Consider the following 18,191-nt stretch of genomic DNA (forward strand, 5'->3'; position numbering starts at 1 on the left):
CATGTATGCAGACTGTGTCGCCGAATCGCCGTTGGTTATTCAAGTGTGTACAGGGCGGGTCTGGATACACGCTTATACAAACGACTCGCCGCCCTGGCACTGCGTCAGCAGCCAACTTCTGAAAGCGGTGATTTTTTTCGAGTCAGCGGTTTCGTGTGGTGTCACCAGGTAGAAGCCCAGTGCGTCTTTCAGGCGCAAATCGAAGGGCACCACCAGCCGCCCCGCCCGCAGGTCATCGTCGACATAGGTCGAACGCCCGATGCACACGCCCTGCCCGTCGACGGCGGCCTGCACCGCCATCATCGCCAGGTCGAAGGTCAGTCGCGGCCCTTGGGCCAGTTGCGCGGGTTGGCCAGCGGCGCTCAGCCACGTGCTCCAGTCATTGGCGGTCATGCCACTGACTTGCAGCAGTGTGTGCTGCGCCAAATCCGCGGGCGTGCGCAAAGTCTTCGTCCCGTTGAGCAAGGCCGGGCTGCACACCGGAAAAATCTCATCGGACATCAAAAAATCCGCGCGCAAACCCTGCCAGTCGCCCCGCCCATAACGAATCGCCGCATCGATGCCGCCCTTGCGAAAATCCACCAGTTCGGTCGAGGCGCTGACCCGCACATCGATATCGGGGAACGCCTGCTGAAACGCCGCCAGTCGCGGCAACAACCACTTGGACGCCACCGAAACCAAGGTGTTGATGGTCAGCACGCTGTGATGGCGCGACTCGAACAGGGCCTGGGTCGAATAACGCAGTTCCTGAAACGCCGCACGGATGCCGGGAAAATACGCGTGGCCGTCCTCGCTCAGCGCCAGACCGTCCTTAAGCCGCAGAAACAGCTGCACACCCAGTTCCTCTTCGAGTCGCCGAATCTGGTGGCTGATCGCGGTTTGCGTGACGTTGAGCTCTTCGGCTGCCTGGGTGAAGCTCATGTGCCGAGCCGCCGCCTCAAAGGCGCGCAAACCGTTTAACGAAGGAAGTCTGGCGACCATAGTGAATACAGCACTCATGAGATTTTGTCATACGGTAGCAGCGTAAATGACCTTTGCGAATCCCTCAGCGGTGATGGATTCTGCCGGCTCACCTCTGTTGGGAATCGCCATGAAACTGTATTTCGCCCCCATGACCTGTTCGCTGTCGCCGCACATTGTCTTGCGCGAACTGGGCCTGCCTTTCGAGCTGATTCGCGTCAACAACCGAAGCAAACGCACCGCTGATGGCCGAGACTTTCGCGAGATCAATCCCAAGGGTTACGTCGCCGCGCTGCAACTGGACAATGGCGAGGTGCTGACCGAAGGGCCGGCGATCCTGCAATGCCTCGTCGACCTGGCGCCCGCTAACACCTTGGCGCCGCCTCCGGGCACGTGGGAAAGGATTCGTCTGCAGGAACAGTTGAATTTCATCAGTTCGGAAATTCATGCGGGTTGTGCGCCGCTGTTCAACGCCGACATTCCCGAAGCGGTCAAAGCGATCTTCCGGCACACGCTGTTCAAGCGCCTCGATTACCTCAATCAGCAACTCCTGGATCAGGCGTATTTGCAGGGCAGCTTCGGCGTGGCCGACGCTTATTTGTTTACCGTGCTGACGTGGCTGCCGACGTTCGGCATCGACATCGAAGGCTGGCCGGCGCTTGCCGGTTATAGGCAGCGCATCGCCGCGCGTCCCAGTGTAATCTCGGCCCTGGCAGCGGAAGCTGCGACGCTGGCGGTGTAATCGTCCGCTGCCGTGGCGCGGGCCATATCGACGATGAATCTGTAAACTGCGGCGATCTTCACTCGCTCAAACAAGAGATCACCATGACCAACGCAGACATCACCTTCACGCCCGATCCGGACGCCGACTCGATTTCCTCGGACGTCGCGACCTTCAACGGGATCATGGTCTCCACGCAGATTCCGACCCGCGCCGACGGCAGCCTGGAACTCGGTGATATCACCGTGCAAAGCGAATGCACCCTGCAAGCGCTGAAAGTTGCACTGGAACGCGCCGGCAGTTCGATGGATCGGGTCATGCACCTGACCATCTACCTCACAGATATGGCCGACCGCGCCGCGTTCAACGAGGTGTACAAGCGCTTCTTCGCTAAACCATGGCCGGTGCGCGCTGCCGTCGGTGTTGCTGCGCTGGCCGTTGAAGGCATGCGCGTGGAAGTCACTGCGATGGCGGCCAAGGCCTGATTTCACACCGCATAACCATGTGGGAGCCAGCCTGCTGGCGATAGCGGTCGGTCAGGCAATCAAGAGGTTGCCTGCACTGGCCCAATCGCTAGCAGGGCGCCCCCACAGGGATCGGCATGCCACATACGCCCGGCAATGCCATCGGGCAGCATGGGCGTGCCGGGCGCGCGTTTCGGGGGTAGAATGCGCGCCTAACCGTGACAGCCTGACTAAAAAAACTATGTCCTTGCCCAAGCATCATCTGGAATTGCTCAGCCCTGCCCGCGATGTCGCCATCGCCCGCGAGGCCATTCTGCACGGCGCCGACGCCGTGTACATCGGCGGCCCAAGCTTCGGCGCGCGCCACAACGCCTGCAACGAAGTCGGCGAAATCGCTGAGCTGGTCGAGTTTGCCCGCCGTTACCACGCGCGCATTTTCACCACCATCAACACCATCCTGCACGACAACGAACTGGAGCCGGCGCGCAAGCTGATCCATCAGTTGTACGACGCCGGTGTCGACGCGCTGATCGTTCAGGATCTGGGCGTGATGGAGCTGGACATTCCGCCGATCGAGCTGCACGCCTCAACCCAGACCGACATCCGCACGCTGGAGCGGGCGAAGTTCCTCGATCAGGCCGGTTTCTCGCAGCTGGTTCTGGCCCGTGAGCTGAACCTGCAGGAAATCCGTGCGATCGCCGACGAAACCGACGCCGCCATCGAATTCTTTATCCATGGCGCGTTGTGCGTGGCCTTCTCGGGACAGTGCAACATTTCTCACGCGCAGACCGGTCGCAGCGCCAACCGTGGCGACTGCTCCCAGGCGTGCCGTTTGCCGTACACCCTCAAAGATGAAAAGGGTGGCGTGATCGCCTACGAGAAACACCTGCTGTCGATGAAAGACAACAACCAGAGCGCCAACATCCGCGCCCTGGTCGAAGCCGGTGTGCGTTCGTTCAAGATCGAAGGTCGCTACAAGGACATGGGCTATGTGAAGAACATCACCGCCTATTACCGGCAGCGCCTCGACGACGTGCTCGAAGATCGCCCGGACCTGGCCCGCGCTTCCAGCGGCCGCACCGCGCACTTCTTCCTGCCTGACCCGGAAAAAACCTTTCACCGTGGCAGCACCGACTACTTCGTCACCGATCGCAAGATCGACATCGGTGCCTTCGATTCGCCGACCTTCACCGGCCTGCCGGTGGGCACCGTCGAGAAAGTCGGCAAACGCGACATGCAGGTCGTCACCCACGAGCCGCTGTCCAACGGTGACGGCTTGAACGTGCTGGTCAAACGCGAAGTGGTCGGTTTCCGCGCCAACATCGCCGAAGCCAAAGGCGAGTTCGAAGAAGACGGCGAGAAGCGCTATCGATACCGCGTCGAGCCGAACGAGATGCCGGAAGGCCTGTTTAAGCTGCGCCCGAATCACCCGTTGAATCGCAACCTCGATCACAACTGGCAACAAGCGCTGCAAAAGACCTCGTCCGAGCGTCGTGTGGCCCTGAGCTGGGTCGCGCGTCTGCGTGAAGAACAGCTGGAAGTGACCGCCACCAGTGAAGAAGGCATCAGTGCCAGCGTCACCCTCAGCGGTCCGTTCGGTGTGGCGAACAAACCTGAGCAAGCGCTGGAACAGTTGCGCGATCTGCTCGGCCAGCTCGGCACCACGCAGTATCACGCCACCGACATCAAACTGGATGCGCCAGAGGCGTTCTTCATCCCCAACTCGCAGCTCAAAGCCCTGCGTCGTGAAGTGATCGAGAAGCTGACCGCCGCCCGTGTCGCCGCTCACCCGCGTGGCGGCCGTAAAGCCGAGACCAGCCCGCCGCCGGTGTACCCGGATTCGCACCTGACCTTCCTCGCCAACGTCTACAACCAGAAGGCGCGCGACTTCTACCACCGTCACGGCGTGAAGCTGATCGACGCGGCGTACGAAGCGCACGAAGAGCCGGGCGAAGTGCCGGTGATGATCACCAAGCACTGCCTGCGTTTCTCCTTCAACCTGTGCCCGAAACAGGCCAAAGGCGTGACCGGCGTGCGCACCAAAGTCGCGCCGATGCAGTTGATCCACGGCGATGAAGTGCTGACGCTGAAGTTCGACTGCAAGCCGTGCGAGATGCACATCATCGGCAAGATGAAGGGCCACATCCTCAACCTGCCGCAACCGGGCAGCGTGGTCGGCCACATCAGCCCCGAAGACCTGATGAAAACCATTCCGCGCGCACCACACTGAGTGGACGGCGTGCGCAGTGCTTCGGCGCTGCGCACGCCTGCCCCACTCCGCTTGGCCAAATCGCAGGCATAAAAAAACGCCAACTTCTTGCGAAGTTGGCGTTTTTTCGAATATGGCAGGGGCGGCTGGATTCGAACCAACGCATGGCAGGATCAAAACCTGCTGCCTTACCGCTTGGCGACGCCCCTACTGCTCTGTCCAGCTACTTCGTTAGGTTCGCTGTGAGAACGGGGCGCAATTTACCAAGGTTTTTCCGCTTTGTGAAGCGCGGAGTGAAATATTTTTTGTTTTAAAACAGCGACTTATTATTTTCGCCGGAATGGCAGCCAATCACGGCCCTCTTCAGCCGTCATGTATCACAGTGTGTACGCGCTCCCTGCCGATACATCCCCTTTCAACAACGCCTGTTTTAGACACAGCCCAGATACGTCCCCACGTTCAAATGCACCCAAGGTTTCAAGGGTTCATCCAGACCCCTCGGCCAAAGGTTCGCAGGAGACGTCAGCATGAAAAAGGCACTGCACACCCGCAACACCGCGTTCGGTTTGTCGATTCTGGCGTTGTCGTTGTTCGGCGCTGTCGCTAGTAGCGTTCAGGCGCAGACCGTAGAACCGGCAGCCGTCAGTTATTCCGCACCCTCGCCCTTTGGCCCGTTGAAACACGTGAAGGCCGGCGTCCTCGATGTGGCCTACGCCGAAACCGGTCCTGCCGACGGCCCGGTAGTGATCCTGCTGCACGGCTGGCCTTATGACATTCACAGCTACGACGACGTGGCGCCGCTGCTCGCGGCCAAGGGTTATCGGGTGTTGATGCCGTATGCGCGCGGTTATGGCGATACGCAGTTCCTCTCCAAAGACACCTTGCGCAACGCCCAACCGGCGGCACTGGCGAGTGACGTCATCGACTTCATGGATGCGCTGAAGATCAAGCAAGCAGTGCTCGGTGGTTATGACTGGGGCGCACGCTCGGCGGACATCGTCTCGGCGCTGTGGCCGGAACGCGTGAAGGCGTTGGTCTCGGTCAGTGGTTACCTGATCGGCAATCAGGCTGCCGGGCAAAACCCGCTGCCGCCCAAGGCTGAGTTGCAGTGGTGGTATCAGTTCTACTTTGCGACTGACCGTGGTCGCGCCGGTTACGAGAAAAACACCCATGACTTCGCCAAATTGATCTGGCAAACCGCCTCACCGCAATGGAAGTTCGATGACGCCACGTTCGACCGCAGTGCCAAGGCATTGCAGAACCCGGATCACGTCGACATCACCGTGTTCAACTACCGCTGGCGCCTGGGCCTGGTGCAAGGCGAAGCGAAATACGCAGCGCTGGAGCAGAAACTCGCCACCGCGCCGTCGATCAGCGTGCCGACCATCACTCTGGAGGGCGACGCCAACGGCGCGCCGCACCCGGCACCTGAGGACTACGCCAAACGCTTCACCGGCAAATATCAGTTCCGCTTGATCAATGGCGGGATTGGCCACAACTTGCCGCAGGAGGATCCGCAGGCGTTTGCCAAGGCTGTGATTGATGCCGACCATCTGTAGAAACAAAAAAGCAGTCAGCCACCCAGGCTGACTGCTTAATCATTAACGCGTGCGATTACTCCGTTGGCACCACAAGATCCAACGCCTTGTTGACGGCCAACTCCCCCAACATCACCACTTGCGCAATGCCCAGCAGGGTATGACGGTTTGATCCCTCCAGTACGCCTGCAAAATTACCGAGCATGACCGTGGCGGACGCCAGCGAACCGCTGGCATTGGTCAGCAAAGACTCAGCGTCCGACTGTGGATTGACCATGAACAGCGTGCTGGCCGTATAGGGCTCGGCCGTGATCGCGGCAGGCAAAAGATAATGGTCAAGGGCTCGTTCTGCCGCGTCGTGAAGCTTTCTTGAATGAGGTGATACGTAAGGCGATGCCGGATCGGTGACCGACGGTTCGGGTAGCTGTGACATCAGTTGAAACTCCAGACAAGAAGGTTCTTTGATAGAAGGCGTGAGGCATCGCGATCATGGACGCCTCTGTCCAATGAGGGAGGCACGCCCCCCTCACTCATCTGCAGCGCAACTAGTGCGGCAAGCGCTGGTTATCCAGCACTCGACCGACCACCAGCTCACTGAGCATGATCACCTGCTGCAGAATCAGCATCTTCTTGCGCTGGGAACTGTCGATCGAATCGGCCAGTTCACGCGCCATGTCACTGGCGGAAGACAAGGTTTCGGACGCCTCGACCAACAACGTTTCGTTATCCACTGTGGGGTCGATGACGTAGATCTTGCCGGTCTTGCGGGTGGGAATCGAGAGCTTCTGCGACCCAGGACTGAGGTAGAAGTTGATGGCCCGTTCGGTGGCCTCTTTGATGTTTTGAGGCTCGAGCGAAGCGTCGTAGGGGATGGGATCGGTTTCTGGCGGGTTTGGCGTGACTTTGAACATAACTGCACCTCTTTCTTGAAAGAATGAAGAGCCGTCACTTTCGCTACCAAACGAAGGGTGGCGGCCACACGTGGGTTGGTAGACCGGTCAAGACAGAGAAAACCCGGCGCTCCACAAGGGAGCCCCACGCATGGCCACCATAAAAGCCGAGCCTCAAAAAGAGACTGCTAGAGGTGATGGCGTACTCTTGTCAAGAAACGGGCTACCAAACCCGATCACTGGTTTGCAGTGACCGGGAAACGATACAGCCCGCCTCAAGGCGCGTAAGCCGGCGGATTCTGGCGTACGCGTAGGCAACGGCGCAAGGTGTTGTAGCCGTTATGGCGTAACAGTGCGTGTAAGTTAAACGTGTGTAGGTGATGTCGTTTAAAAACCCCTCATCGGAACGCCGCCCGCCTTTCCCTCTCCCAGAGGGAGAGGGAACTGACCGGGGTGTTTGGGAGCGGTATGCCGACGTGGGATTGCGAGGTGAACTCAGGTGGGTGACGGCTTGGGTTATTTGACCAAGCGTTTTTCTTTTGATGGGCGATAGCCGAAATATGAGCTGTAGCATTTGCTGAAATGACTCGGCGAGACGAAGCCGCACGCGACCAGCACTTCCACCTGCGACAACTCAGTGTGTTGCAGCAAACGCCGCGCTTCGGTGATGCGCAGTTCCAGGTAATAGCGCTGCGGCGTGGTGCCCAGTTGTTCCTTGAATAAGCGCTCCAGCTGTCGACGAGAACGACCGGCATACACCGCCAGTTGCTCAAGCTCCAGCGGTTCCTCCAGATTCGCATCCATCAGTTTCACCACTTCACGCAATGGCGCACTGACGCAGATATTTTCATCCGGCTTGATCCGCCGATAGCGCGACTCCTCGAAAGCCAGAATGTCTTCGATGCCTTCGACCAACGCTTTGTCGTGCAGGCTTTTGATCCAATCCAGCGCCATGTGAAACGCTCCGGACGGGCTCGACGCGGTGAGGCGGTCGCGATCGATCACGTAGGGTTCGCTGCTGACGTGGGTGGTTTTGGCGATTTCGGTGAGGGCCGGGCGATGTTCCGGGTGGATCGCGCAGCGGTAGCCGTCGAGCAGCCCGGCGCGGCCGAGGAACCACGAACCGTTCCACAATCCAGCCAAGCTGATACCGCGCTCCGCCGCAGCCTTGAGCAAATAGATGAATTCGTCACTGGCGCGCAACTCGGTACGGTAACCGCCGCACACCACCAGCAAATCCAGTTCATCAAGCGCAGACAGATCAAGCCGAGCATCGGGGCGGATGACCAGCCCCAGATCGCTGATAACTTCACCGTCGCCCAAACCAAACGTGCGCGAGGAAAACAATCCCGGGCGCAGCAAATTAGTGGTGACCACCGTGTCCAGCGCCTGCGTAAACGCTGGCAGTGAAAAGTGTTCCAGCAGCAGAAAACCGGTGCGGGTCAGCAGCGGGTCAGCAGCGCTGTGTTCATTCAGATAGCGGAGGTTTTTCCCCTTCATGCCTCCGCTGAATTGGCGTCGTTCGATCAAGTTCGAGTCCATCGGTCATGTTGTTATGCGCCGATAGTTGGCTTGATCCGCGTCAGAGTCAATCACGCCTGCGGTTGATGGCTGGTGACGCAGTGGATTCCACCCCCACCAGCGGCAATCGCATCGATGTTGAGCTGGACGATTTCGCGCTGCGGATACAACTGCGAGAGCAGATCGAACGCCTTTTTGTCCGCCGCTTTATCGCCGAATTCCGGGGCGATGATCGCACCGTTAATCACGAAGTAATTGATGTAACCCGCAGCGAAGTCCGGGTTGTTCCGGTTGAACTTGCTTTTGCGCGGCTTGAGTGGCGGCGAAATCGTGTGAATCTGCAGTTTGCGCCCGTCAGCGTCGGTGGCGTTCTTGAGGATTTCCAGGTGCGCCAAAGTGACCTTGTGATCATAGGATTCGGGGTCGGTGTCGAGGTTGGCGATCACCACGCCGGGCTTGATGAAGCCCGCGTAGAAATCGACGTGGGCATCAGTGATGTCTTTGTTCTTGATCCCAGGCAGCCAGATGATCTTGCGCAGGCCGAGTCGCTCTTTGAGTTCCGCTTCGACGTCGGCCTTGCTCCAGTCGCGGTTGCGGTTGGCGTTGATCCAGCTACTTTCGGTCATGATTCCGGTGCCGTGGCCGTCGACTTCAATGGCGCCGCCCTCGCCCACCAGTTCCGTGCGGATGTAGGTGGCTTGCGCGTCGTCGGCGACCAATCCGGCAATCTTCGCGTCCTTGCTGTGCTGCTGCTTGTTGCCCCAGCCATTGAAGTTGAAGTCCACCGCGCCCAATCCGCCCTTGTCGTCGATGACGAAATTGGCGCCGATGTCGCGCATCCAGATGTCATCGAGCCCAGCGGTAACGTAGGTGATATTGCTCGTGCCGCAGAATGCTTCGGCAATGCTGCGCTCGTTCTTGCGGCAGAACACCGTGACCGGCTCATAACGGGCGATGGCGCGGGCAATGCGACCGAGGGCCTTCTGAACGTCTTCGGTGAAGTCTTCCCAGATCGCATCCTGCGCGCCGAAGGCGATGTAGGCGCGCTCATGCTTGTCGCCTTCGTCGGGCATGAACCAGCGCCCTTGCGCGGCGGCCAGGACTTTGCCCGGCGACAGGCCGACGCCCATGAATACAGCGCCAACACCCGCGGCAACTGTTAGTTGTTTGATGAACTCACGACGAGTCGACATGCTGTGTATTCCTGTAAAAACGAGGGCCGATGCGAACGCCGGCCGTGGATCATTTGCCAGTGGCGGTCTTGAATTTGGTCCAGGTGCGCATGCGTGCGCGCATGTCCGCCTGGGGAATGTCCTTGCCCGCAATCAATCGAGCATAGGTCGCTTCGTCGAGGTAGATATCCGGGTTGTCACGCATGCTTGCATCGACGTCCGCCCTCGCCTTGGCATTGGAAGTCGGGTAGCCAGTGAAATTGCTAATCGCCGCCATGTTCGCCGGGCGCATAACGAAGTTGATGAATGCATAGGCGTATTCCGGGTGTTTGGCGTCGACCGGAATGGCCATGGTGTCCATCCACACCGTGGTGCCTTCGCGGGGCACCCGATACTGAAACTTCGTGTGCTTACCGGCACTGTCCGAGGTGCGCTGGGCCTGGGTCATGTCGCCGCTGTAACCCAGCGACAGGCACAGATTGCCGTTGACCAGATCGGTCACCGGTTGCGACTGGAACTTGCGGATGTAGGGACGCAGTTTCATCAGCAATTCACTGGCGGCGGCGAGATCCTCGGCTTTGGCGCTGCGCGGATCGCGACCGAGGTAATTGAGTACCACCGCCAATGCCTCATCCGGCGAGTCGATCATCGAAATCCCGCAATCGGCAAACTTCGCCGCGAGTTCCGGTTTGAACAGCATGTCGAGGCTGTTGACCGGGGCACCAGCCATGCGTTGTTTGATCTGCTCTTCGTTGTAGGTCAGGCCGATGGTGCCCCAGGTGTAGGGCACCGTGGCGTTGCTGGAGTGCTCGTAATGGCCGCGCAGTTTCTGCAAACCGGGTTCGATGTCAGCCAGTTCCGTCAACTTCGATTGATCCAGCGGCATCAGGCTGCCGGCGCGCATCAAGCGCTCGGCGACGGTGTCACCGGGAAAAATCAGGTCGTAACCGCTGCCGCCGGAAAGCATCTTGGCTTCAAGGGTTTCGCTGCCGTCCATGACGTCGTAGATCACTTTGATTCCGGTTTCGGCGGTGAAGCGGCTCAGCGTGTCTTCGGCAAAATAGTCGGCCCAGTTGTACAGCCGCAGGGTTTTGTCTTCGGCGTGCAGCGACGGTATCAAGCAGATCAGCGCCAGGCCGATCGCGCCGCGCAAGCGTTTGTGATGGGTAGCCATGTCAAACCCCTTGGGTGTTCCAGCGTGCATGAAGGTGGCGGCCGTCCTGACTCAACAGCGGGCCGTACATGTCCGGACGACGATCGCGATAGATGCCCCAGCTCAAACGCTCTTCGCGCATGGCCGTCAGATCGAGGCTGTGCAGCAAAACACCGCTGCTGTCGCGGTCAGCGGTGGCAAGCAATTGGCCCTTGTGGTCGCTGATGAACGACGAGCCGTAGAAGCTCATTTGCAGACTCGAATCGGTGGTCGCGGTTTCTCGACCGACGCGGTTCGACGCCACCACCGGCAGCAGATTGGCCGCGGCGTGACCGCGCATGGTCATCTGCCAGTGATCGCGAGAATCCAGCGCCGCGCAGCCCGGCTCCGAGCCGATGGCGGTTGGATACAGCAGCACTTCGGCGCCCATCAAGGCCAGGCAGCGCGCGGTTTCCGGGAACCACTGATCCCAGCAGATACCCACGCCGAGACGGCCGAACGCGGTGTCCCAGACTTTGAAACCGGTGTCGCCGGGGCTGAAATATTCCTTCTCTTGATAGCCGATGGCGTTGGGGATGTGCGTCTTGCGGTACACGCCCAACAGGCGCCCGTCGGCATCGGCCACGCTCAGCGAATTGAAGTACGCGTTGCCGGCTTTTTCGAACCAGCTCAGTGGCAACACCACGCCCAGTTCACGGGCCAGCGCGGCGAAGCGAGCAAGCACACGGCTGTCGCGATATTCCTCGGCCAACGCCATGTGTTTATGGCTTTGTTCGATGCAGAAGTACGGTGTGGCGAACAGCTCCTGCAACAGGATCACTTGCGCGCCCTGCTTAGCTGCGTCACGAACGAGCTGCTCGACGCGATCAAGGTTGCCCGGCAGATCCCAGGTGCACGGCATCTGCGTAGTGGCGATGGTCAAAATCGTCATGGCTTCAACCTCTCACCGGCCAGGCAGGCTGCTGTTGCGTGATGCAATGCACCCCGCCGCCGCCGTGCGCCAGATGATTGATGCGTACCGGCACCACTTCGCGGCCGGGGAAGGTCTGCTCCAGGACTTTGGCGGCGACGTTGTCAGCCTCGATGCCATACGCGGGCATGATGATCGCGCCGTTGGCGATGTAGAAATTGGTGTACGAGGCGCAGAACACCTCGGCTTCGGTGTCGACGGCGTCGGTGGCTTCGAACAGTTCGATCAGCTCGAATTTGCGCCCGCTGGCATCGGTGGCCAGTTCCAGTGCCCGGCGATTTTCGCTCGCCACTTCGGCGTACACCGAAGACTGGTCGTGAGTGGCGTCCACCAGCAATACGCCGGGACGGGCGAAGGCGCAGACGCCATCGACGTGGCCGTCGGTCATGTCGCCGGTGACGTAATCAGGATCGCCCGGTAGCCAGATGGTTTTCTTCACGCCGAGCAAACGACTGAAGATTTCTTCCATCTCGGCTTTGCCGATGCCGGGGTTGCGATTGGGGTTGAGCAGCACCGATTCGGTAGTGATCAGCGTGCCTTCGCCATCGACGTGAATCGCCCCGCCTTCGTTGCTCAGCGGCGTGCCGAAGCATTCCAGGCCGAGGTGATTGAGCGCACGGCGCGCCAGACTTTCATCCAGATCGTGCGCCGACTTGCCGCCCCAAGCGTTAAAGCGCCAGCTCACGCCGGCCAGTCCTTGCTGCGGATGGCAAACAAAGGTCGGCCCTGAGTCGCGGCACCAACTGTCATTCACTGCTAACGGAATCAGCTCGATGTTCGGCCCGCACAGTGCTTTGGCGCTGGCCACCGCCGATGGATCGACCACCAGCTTCACCGGTTCGAAACGGGCAATGGCATTGGCGACGCGAGCGAAATCTTCCTGCACTTGCGCCAAGGTCACGCGCCATCCCGACTCCCACAAGGTTTTGTTGTGCGGCCAGACCATCCACGTCGCGGCATGGGTCACCCACTCTGCCGGCATCATCCAGGCGCTGTTTTTATTGTCGTTGTGCTGCATGATAAGCCTCGTCAGTTAAGCCGTTGTGTTCAATGCGCTTATGCTACGAGCCATGAAAACGGCAAACAAACGATGGATTTTGCGGACAACTGATTAGAGGAGCTTATTGATATGCTTAAACACTGGCCGCCGCTCAGCTCACTGCGCGGCTTCGAAGCCGCCGCCCGCCTCGGCAGTTTTCACAAGGCAGCGCAAGAGTTGAGCCTCACCCAGTCGGCGATCAGCCAGCAGATTCGCAGCCTTGAGGCGTACCTGGAGCAACCGCTGTTTTTCCGCAGCGGACGCAGTGTGACGCTGACCGATGCCGGCCACGATTTGCTCAGCACCACGCAAGCAATGCTGCAGCAATTGGCCGTGGGGATTCGGCGTTTAGGCCAGTATCAGAAACCTAATCAACTGGTGCTCAACACCACGCCGGCGTTCGCCCGCCACTGGTTGCTGCCGCGATTGGCGGACTTTCGCGCGCAACATCCGGACGTTGATCTGTGGATCTATAGCACCGATGAAGTGCCGGACATGGCCACGCAAACCATCGACATCGCCGTGCGTGATGACATCAGTTCCCAGGCCGAATGCAGCTTCAAGGTGCTGCATGCCGATCGTCTGTATCCCGCGTGCCACCCGAGGGTTTTAGCCTTGCCGGCAGCTCACCGCACCACATTGCATGGTGAGCGGGAAATGGATTGGAGCCATTGGGCAGTCGAGGCCGGAATCGACGTCGGTCAGCAGGATCAGGGCCTGAATTTCTCTGATCCCGGCCTGCTGCTCGACGCTGCCTGTTCCGGGCTTGGCATTGCGCTGGTCAGTCAATTGCTCAGCCGTCAGGCGCGGGCTGACGGCGTGTTGCAACCGCTGGTGGAGGACACCATTCGCGGGCCGAACTGGGCGTTGCTGACCCATCGCGACAGTGAGCATGATCCGCTGGCGAAAAGCTTTACTGCTTGGTTGTCAGCCAATCTGAGTGCTGATCAAACCACCGAGAACACGCCAGCGCCCAATCTTCCCTCCAGTCGACCGTGAAGCACGTAATGCTGGTAACCACTTGAGAATTCACCGGTGGACACTGCGCGCCTCACATCCTCGTTCAATCGGAAATACTGGGCCTCGTCGAAGTTTTCAGCGCTGACCTCACCCGTACGCCCCAGTAACTCGCTGTCCACAGCAAATCCCATGCTGCTGAGATTCTCGAAGTCAATGATGCGATTGACTGCATGCCGCTCCAGCACCCCTTGGTTGGGGAACATCGAGTAGATATGCATGCCCTTCTTGGCGCAGCGGCTGCACATGTCGACACAGTTTTTCTGCGAGTTTTTGCGCTGCATCAGTTCCGCTACCGGCATATCGAGGTACTTGCCGACCTGATATTCGCTCTGATTGAAGATCGTGCAGCACAAGATCGTGTTGCCGTTACAGTCGATCACCAGCCAGTCATCTTTGAGCAGGCAATCTTGCTGAGGGTACTGCTGGGCAACATTGACAATATCGTCATAGGGCGGCAGCGCCAGTCGTTTCAGGGTTTCATAATCGGTATCGGTGACTGAAGGGTCGCGCTCGATAATGGCCAAGGTTTTCTCAAGCGGCATCATCACCGAATAACCGGTGGTGAACTTGAAGCCGAGGCGCTCGCTGAACTCACGCATCAGCGCTTCCTCTTCGATGTTATCGAGGTAGCGGTGATAGTAGACGTCGACACGGGTTTTCAAACCCAGTCGCTGCTTGATCTCGTGCAGCGCAATCATGTTCTGTTTTACAACTTCGATATCACCGCCTACATGGCCCTTCTTATAGGTTTCCTGATAGAAGCCTGAGAGCGAAATACGGAAGTAACCCGGCTCGGCCAACAAGGCCTTTTCCATATTCTTGGCGAGATTGAGGTTGGTACTGATACCGCTGCCCATACCGGCGGCGTTGATGATCTCGATGAATTCGCCAATTTTTGGGTGAACCAAAGGCTCAGTCCAGTTGTACAGATAGATCGACTTGACCCCTTCTGTGCGGGCCTTTTCGACGATCTGTTTGAACATGTCGATCTGCATGGCTTTTTTGAAGTTGAGATTTTCCGAGTTGCCCATTGGGCACGAGGGGCAGCTCAAGTTACAGGCGCCGACGATATCGATGTACATATTCATTGCAAGGGGACCTCCTGGGTTCGAAAGTCACGCATCTCATCACTGCACGCTTTCAAGTCGCCGCTCGAGTTGGTTTTTTGACGGCATTACCGCGCTGGCAAGCAATAAGCGCACCACTTTTCTAAAGCGACATCAACTCCACAACCCAATCAATAAACACTCGCAACTTCAGACTGACGTGCCGGTTCGGTGGATACGCCACATAGAGCGGCATAGGGTCGAGTTGCCAGTCCTTGAACAGTGGCACCAGTTCGCCGCAAGCCACATGGGCATCGGACATATAAGTGGGCAGCCATAGCACGCCCATGCCTGCCAAACCTGCCGCGAGATAGGCATTACCATCATCGACCGCGAGCACGTGACGCCCTTTGATCCGCAGGCGTTCCGTGGCGTTGCGCAAAGCGTATGGCAGCGGTTTGCCGGTGCGCGCCCACAGGAAACCGACCACTCGGTGATCGGAGTCTTCGAGTTCTCGTGGATGCACTGGTATTCCGGCGCGGGCCAGGTAATCCGGTGCGGCGAACACACCCAACGGCAGATCAGCGACCTTGCGCGCCATCAACGATTGATCGAGTAATTCCCCGCCTCGCACGACGCAATCGACGTTCTCATCGATGATGTCGACGATGCGATCGCTGACGCCCATGTCGATCTGGATGTGCGGATAGCGCGCGTGAAAGTCGGGCAATGCGGGAATCAGGATCAACCGAGCCAACGGGCTCGGCACGTCCACCCGCAATCGGCCAGAGGGCACCGCCGCCGTACCGGGCAGGCTGGTTTCCGCATCGTCGAGGTCAGCCAGCAACTTGACCACACGCTCGTAGTAAGCGGCACCGTCAGCCGTGACGTTGACCTTGCGCGTGGTGCGATTGAGCAACTTCACCCGCAATCGCGCTTCCAGTTGCTGTACCAACTGGGTCACGGTGGTCTTGCTCATGTGCAGGGTTTCCGCCGCTTTGGTGAAGCTCCCCGCCTCGACCACCCGAGCGAAGGCCTGCATTGCATCGAATCGGTCCAAGGTTCGCGCCTCGATTGTTTGGGATTCACAAACAGTGAGCGCCAAGCTTGCGCGTTTATCGCCCGCCTGCAAATACCTACAGTGACTCCATCAACTCAACTGAAGGAGACACTCCATGACTCAGCGCGATGTGGTTTTCCCGCCGACCCGCCGTACCCTGTACGAACGTAACCGTTACTCGCCAGCCATTCGCTCCAACGGCTTTCTGTTTGTTTCCGGGCAAGTCGGCAGCACCGAGGACGGTACGCCCGAGCCGGATCTTGAAGATCAGGTGCGTCAGGCTTTCAACAACCTCAACGCCATTCTCGATGAGGCTGGTTGCAGCTTCGACGACGTGGTCGATGTCACCGTATTCATCGTTGACCCGCAGTCGAAGTTCGAGACGATCTGGAATGTCGTGCAGAGCGAATTCTGGGGCGATGCCCCGCACCCGACCGTGACTGCTGTTGGCGTGACCTGGCTGTATGGGTTTGATTTCGAGATCAAGGTGATTGCCAAATTGCCGTAGCGATCTTGGGCCATTCATACCACCTTGTTGCGCCCGCCCTGCTTGGCGGCGTAAAGGCGTTCATCCGCGAGCTTCAAGACGCTTGCCGCGGTCGCAGCGTCGGTATCGCGACACGCCACACCGATGGACATCGTCAACCTTCCCACCTGCGGCACCTCGGTTTCCTCGAGGTGCACGCGGATTCTCTGCGCGATCATTCGCGCGGTCTCCAGAGACGCGTCTGGAAGAATCAGCGCAAACTCTTCGCCACCGGAGCGGCACGCAAGATCGCCCGAACGCGAGTTCTGTTTGAGGATGTCGGCAACGCTTTTCAGGGCAATGTCGCCAACGTCGTGCCCAAAGGTGTCGTTGACGCGTTTGAAATGATCGATGTCCAGCGCCAGCACCGCATACCCCTGCCCGGTCTGATCCAGCACCTCCAGGGATGCATCCATGGCGCGCCGATTGGCCAGGCCGGTGAGGGGATCACTTTGCGCTTCATGGCTAAGCTGGCCGAGTTTCTGTTGCAGCAACTGCACGCCGGCCAACATGGCCTGGCGGATCGCGGCGGCGTCGCGGTACCAGGCATGCACCCGATCCAACCGCTGCGTGGTGTCAGGGGCTGCCAACTGGTCGGCAACCGCCGACAACTGCCGCAGTGGCCGAGCGATCAGGGTCGCTCCAACGAGGATCAGCGCAAGGCCGAACAGGCCCGCTGGAATCATCCCGACGATCATGTCGCGCATCAATTGCCCCAACGGGGCAAGGCTGCGCTCACGAGGTCGCTGCACCACCACCGCCCAATTGGCTGCTGGCACCCGGGCATACCCGGCGAGCATCGGCACACCTTTGTAGTTGTCACCTTGCAAGGTTCCGCTCTCACCGCGCAAAGCGGCGTCTACCGTAAGGCTCCAGCCCAGCACTTCGCCGATCCGCTTCGGATCCGGGTGATACAACAGCCGCCGGTTGCCATCGGCCACGAAAGCGAACGTGCCATCGTGATGAAAGTGGCGACTGATAATGGTGTGGAACGCGCTTTGCTCAAGCAAATACACAGAGCCGCCGACGATCCCGAGAAATGTGCCTGAGGGGCTGAAGACCGGCTGCGAAACGAACACCACCAGATTGCCTGCCGAGGAAACATACACCTCACTGACCAGAGGCCGGCGCTCCTTGAGGGCTTGTTGAATACCCTGCGATTGCAGCGTGGCACCGACAATCTGCAGGCTTTGCGGATACGCCTGAAGGACTTGACCGCTGGCATCGAGAATCGTCACTGAGTTGAAATCGGTGTCCTGCGCCTGCAAGCGCATGGCTTCTTTGCGCAATATCTCAGGCTCATCCCATTGATCGCCCAGCACCGTCGCGCTGTAACTCAAATGATTGTGGGCCGCGCCGAGAAATTCGCCGATGCTGGAAGCGACTTTCGCCGCATACGCGCCATTGGCTTCCAGCGTCGATTGAATCAGCGCCTCACGCTGCACGCGATAGGCGACATAAAGGCTGTTGCACAGGGTCGCCACGACCGATAACAGCACGAACAGCAGTATCAGTCCGCGCAGATCGATCGGCATCGGCCGGGAACGCTTCATCCCCTCACCCGGAGCGCGGATTTCCACTTCTGGACAACCAATGATGTGAGTAACGCTTGATCCATGAACAAAACTTCTGGTGATGGGCGGGACACGGTGAGCAGTTGCTGCCACGTTGAGAGTGTCATGGAGAATAGGCAGAGACCTGGCCTTTGTCACAGCCCGGAATACCGCGGTAACAGTTTCTTTGAGCTCGGCAAAAGCTGCATCCCCCATAATCGCGCCGCCCTCTTCTCGATGGCGCTGGCCTTTGCGCGTGTGAGTACGTATAACCTCGCCGATTCGTCTACCCTGAGTTTGCGCCTCACCCCGTAATTTCAGCTCTATCGACGCCCCTGAAACGGAGATT

At 59.1% G+C, this 18,191-nt stretch carries 17 protein-coding genes and 1 tRNA gene; 6 read left to right on the forward strand and 12 right to left on the reverse strand.

Features of this window, described 5'->3' with window-relative positions; translation table 11 throughout:
• Positions 1 to 72: 72 nt before the first annotated feature.
• Positions 73 to 981 carry a transcriptional regulator GcvA gene (locus ACQ4OE_RS04665; protein WP_430946047.1) on the reverse strand — a complete coding sequence of 303 codons (909 nt, stop codon included), beginning with the start codon at positions 979 to 981 and terminating at the stop codon, positions 73 to 75.
• Between the two features lie 109 nt (positions 982 to 1,090).
• Between ACQ4OE_RS04665 and gstA the strand changes: the two genes are divergently transcribed.
• The 3 genes from gstA to ACQ4OE_RS04680 all read left to right on the forward strand — a co-directional run bounded on the left by gstA (position 1,091) and on the right by ACQ4OE_RS04680 (position 4,375).
• Positions 1,091 to 1,702: a glutathione transferase GstA gene (gene gstA / locus ACQ4OE_RS04670; protein WP_430945879.1), complete on the forward strand. Its 612-nt coding sequence runs from the start codon at positions 1,091 to 1,093 to the stop codon at positions 1,700 to 1,702.
• Between the two features lie 83 nt (positions 1,703 to 1,785).
• The gene (locus tag ACQ4OE_RS04675) at positions 1,786 to 2,166 is read left to right on the forward strand and encodes a RidA family protein (RefSeq protein WP_430945880.1); all 381 of its coding nucleotides are present in this window, start codon (positions 1,786 to 1,788) and stop codon (positions 2,164 to 2,166) included.
• 220 nt (positions 2,167 to 2,386) lie between these two features.
• Positions 2,387 to 4,375, forward strand: coding sequence for a peptidase U32 family protein (locus tag ACQ4OE_RS04680; RefSeq protein WP_430945881.1), 1,989 nt, complete (start codon positions 2,387 to 2,389; stop codon positions 4,373 to 4,375).
• A gap of 113 nt (positions 4,376 to 4,488) precedes the next feature.
• Here the strand turns inward: ACQ4OE_RS04680 and ACQ4OE_RS04685 are convergent.
• Positions 4,489 to 4,563, reverse strand: a tRNA-Gln gene (locus ACQ4OE_RS04685).
• 318 nt (positions 4,564 to 4,881) lie between these two features.
• Here ACQ4OE_RS04685 and ACQ4OE_RS04690 point away from each other — a divergent pair.
• The gene (locus ACQ4OE_RS04690; RefSeq protein WP_430945882.1) at positions 4,882 to 5,913 is read left to right on the forward strand and encodes an alpha/beta fold hydrolase; all 1,032 of its coding nucleotides are present in this window, start codon (positions 4,882 to 4,884) and stop codon (positions 5,911 to 5,913) included.
• A 55-nt stretch (positions 5,914 to 5,968) separates the two neighbouring features.
• Here the strand turns inward: ACQ4OE_RS04690 and ACQ4OE_RS04695 are convergent, their stop codons facing one another.
• The 7 genes from ACQ4OE_RS04695 to ACQ4OE_RS04725 form a co-directional block, all read right to left on the reverse strand.
• Positions 5,969 to 6,325: a DUF6124 family protein gene (locus ACQ4OE_RS04695; protein WP_430945883.1), complete on the reverse strand. Its 357-nt coding sequence runs from the start codon at positions 6,323 to 6,325 to the stop codon at positions 5,969 to 5,971.
• 112 nt (positions 6,326 to 6,437) lie between these two features.
• A complete protein-coding gene (locus ACQ4OE_RS04700) occupies positions 6,438 to 6,803 on the reverse strand; it encodes a DUF6124 family protein (protein WP_430945884.1) in 366 nt (121 codons plus the stop codon).
• Between the two features lie 495 nt (positions 6,804 to 7,298).
• On the reverse strand, positions 7,299 to 8,324 hold the full coding sequence (locus ACQ4OE_RS04705) for a GlxA family transcriptional regulator (RefSeq protein ID WP_430945885.1): 1,026 nt from the start codon (positions 8,322 to 8,324) through the stop codon (positions 7,299 to 7,301).
• Between the two features lie 50 nt (positions 8,325 to 8,374).
• Positions 8,375 to 9,496 (reverse strand): agmatine deiminase family protein, encoded by a 1,122-nt coding sequence (locus ACQ4OE_RS04710; protein WP_430945886.1) that lies wholly within the window; start codon positions 9,494 to 9,496, stop codon positions 8,375 to 8,377.
• A 49-nt stretch (positions 9,497 to 9,545) separates the two neighbouring features.
• Positions 9,546 to 10,649, reverse strand: coding sequence for an extracellular solute-binding protein (locus ACQ4OE_RS04715; protein ID WP_430945887.1), 1,104 nt, complete (start codon positions 10,647 to 10,649; stop codon positions 9,546 to 9,548).
• Position 10,650: 1 nt separating this feature from the next.
• Entirely contained in the window at positions 10,651 to 11,559 is a 909-nt protein-coding gene (gene aguB, locus ACQ4OE_RS04720; RefSeq protein WP_430945888.1) for an N-carbamoylputrescine amidase, read from the reverse strand.
• Between the two features lie 4 nt (positions 11,560 to 11,563).
• Positions 11,564 to 12,616 carry an agmatine deiminase family protein gene (locus ACQ4OE_RS04725; protein WP_430945889.1) on the reverse strand — a complete coding sequence of 351 codons (1,053 nt, stop codon included), beginning with the start codon at positions 12,614 to 12,616 and terminating at the stop codon, positions 11,564 to 11,566.
• 111 nt (positions 12,617 to 12,727) lie between these two features.
• On the opposite strand from ACQ4OE_RS04725, the gene ACQ4OE_RS04730 reads away from it, so the two are divergent.
• Positions 12,728 to 13,636, forward strand: coding sequence for a LysR substrate-binding domain-containing protein (locus ACQ4OE_RS04730; protein WP_430945890.1), 909 nt, complete (start codon positions 12,728 to 12,730; stop codon positions 13,634 to 13,636).
• Here ACQ4OE_RS04730 and ACQ4OE_RS04735 read toward each other — a convergent pair.
• On the reverse strand, positions 13,585 to 14,745 hold the full coding sequence (locus tag ACQ4OE_RS04735) for a radical SAM/SPASM domain-containing protein (protein WP_430945891.1): 1,161 nt from the start codon (positions 14,743 to 14,745) through the stop codon (positions 13,585 to 13,587). The two genes, ACQ4OE_RS04730 and ACQ4OE_RS04735, sit on opposite strands and share 52 nt — an antisense overlap.
• Before the next feature lie 121 nt (positions 14,746 to 14,866).
• On the reverse strand, positions 14,867 to 15,763 hold the full coding sequence (locus tag ACQ4OE_RS04740; protein ID WP_122595679.1) for a LysR family transcriptional regulator: 897 nt from the start codon (positions 15,761 to 15,763) through the stop codon (positions 14,867 to 14,869).
• A 115-nt stretch (positions 15,764 to 15,878) separates the two neighbouring features.
• Here ACQ4OE_RS04740 and ACQ4OE_RS04745 point away from each other — a divergent pair, with 115 nt between their 5' ends.
• The gene (locus ACQ4OE_RS04745; protein ID WP_430945892.1) at positions 15,879 to 16,271 is read left to right on the forward strand and encodes a RidA family protein; all 393 of its coding nucleotides are present in this window, start codon (positions 15,879 to 15,881) and stop codon (positions 16,269 to 16,271) included.
• A 14-nt stretch (positions 16,272 to 16,285) separates the two neighbouring features.
• Here ACQ4OE_RS04745 and ACQ4OE_RS04750 read toward each other — a convergent pair whose 3' ends face one another.
• Positions 16,286 to 17,842: a diguanylate cyclase gene (locus ACQ4OE_RS04750; RefSeq protein ID WP_430945893.1), complete on the reverse strand. Its 1,557-nt coding sequence runs from the start codon at positions 17,840 to 17,842 to the stop codon at positions 16,286 to 16,288.
• Between the last annotated feature and the right edge of the window lie 349 nt (positions 17,843 to 18,191).

It is taken from the genome of Pseudomonas sp. WC2, assembly GCF_050586545.1.
GTDB lineage: Bacteria > Pseudomonadota > Gammaproteobacteria > Pseudomonadales > Pseudomonadaceae > Aquipseudomonas.

Bases quoted from the DNA above. Each gene is read 5' to 3' on its own strand.
- ACQ4OE_RS04695 (WP_430945883.1), bottom strand. From the start codon at position 6,325: ATGTCACAGCTACCCGAACCGTCGGTCACCGATCCGGCATCGCCTTAC.
- ACQ4OE_RS04735 (WP_430945891.1), bottom strand. From the start codon at position 14,745: ATGAATATGTACATCGATATCGTCGGCGCCTGTAACTTGAGCTGCCCC.
- ACQ4OE_RS04705 (WP_430945885.1), bottom strand. From the start codon at position 8,324: ATGGACTCGAACTTGATCGAACGACGCCAATTCAGCGGAGGCATGAAG.
- ACQ4OE_RS04725 (WP_430945889.1), bottom strand. From the start codon at position 12,616: ATGCAGCACAACGACAATAAAAACAGCGCCTGGATGATGCCGGCAGAG.
- ACQ4OE_RS04745 (WP_430945892.1), top strand. From the start codon at position 15,879: ATGACTCAGCGCGATGTGGTTTTCCCGCCGACCCGCCGTACCCTGTAC.
- ACQ4OE_RS04700 (WP_430945884.1), bottom strand. From the start codon at position 6,803: ATGTTCAAAGTCACGCCAAACCCGCCAGAAACCGATCCCATCCCCTAC.
- ACQ4OE_RS04730 (WP_430945890.1), top strand. From the start codon at position 12,728: ATGCTTAAACACTGGCCGCCGCTCAGCTCACTGCGCGGCTTCGAAGCC.
- ACQ4OE_RS04715 (WP_430945887.1), bottom strand. From the start codon at position 10,649: ATGGCTACCCATCACAAACGCTTGCGCGGCGCGATCGGCCTGGCGCTG.
- gstA (WP_430945879.1), top strand. From the start codon at position 1,091: ATGAAACTGTATTTCGCCCCCATGACCTGTTCGCTGTCGCCGCACATT.
- ACQ4OE_RS04675 (WP_430945880.1), top strand. From the start codon at position 1,786: ATGACCAACGCAGACATCACCTTCACGCCCGATCCGGACGCCGACTCG.
- ACQ4OE_RS04665 (WP_430946047.1), bottom strand. From the start codon at position 981: ATGGTCGCCAGACTTCCTTCGTTAAACGGTTTGCGCGCCTTTGAGGCG.
- aguB (WP_430945888.1), bottom strand. From the start codon at position 11,559: ATGACGATTTTGACCATCGCCACTACGCAGATGCCGTGCACCTGGGAT.
- ACQ4OE_RS04750 (WP_430945893.1), bottom strand. From the start codon at position 17,842: ATGAAGCGTTCCCGGCCGATGCCGATCGATCTGCGCGGACTGATACTG.
- ACQ4OE_RS04710 (WP_430945886.1), bottom strand. From the start codon at position 9,496: ATGTCGACTCGTCGTGAGTTCATCAAACAACTAACAGTTGCCGCGGGT.
- ACQ4OE_RS04680 (WP_430945881.1), top strand. From the start codon at position 2,387: ATGTCCTTGCCCAAGCATCATCTGGAATTGCTCAGCCCTGCCCGCGAT.
- ACQ4OE_RS04690 (WP_430945882.1), top strand. From the start codon at position 4,882: ATGAAAAAGGCACTGCACACCCGCAACACCGCGTTCGGTTTGTCGATT.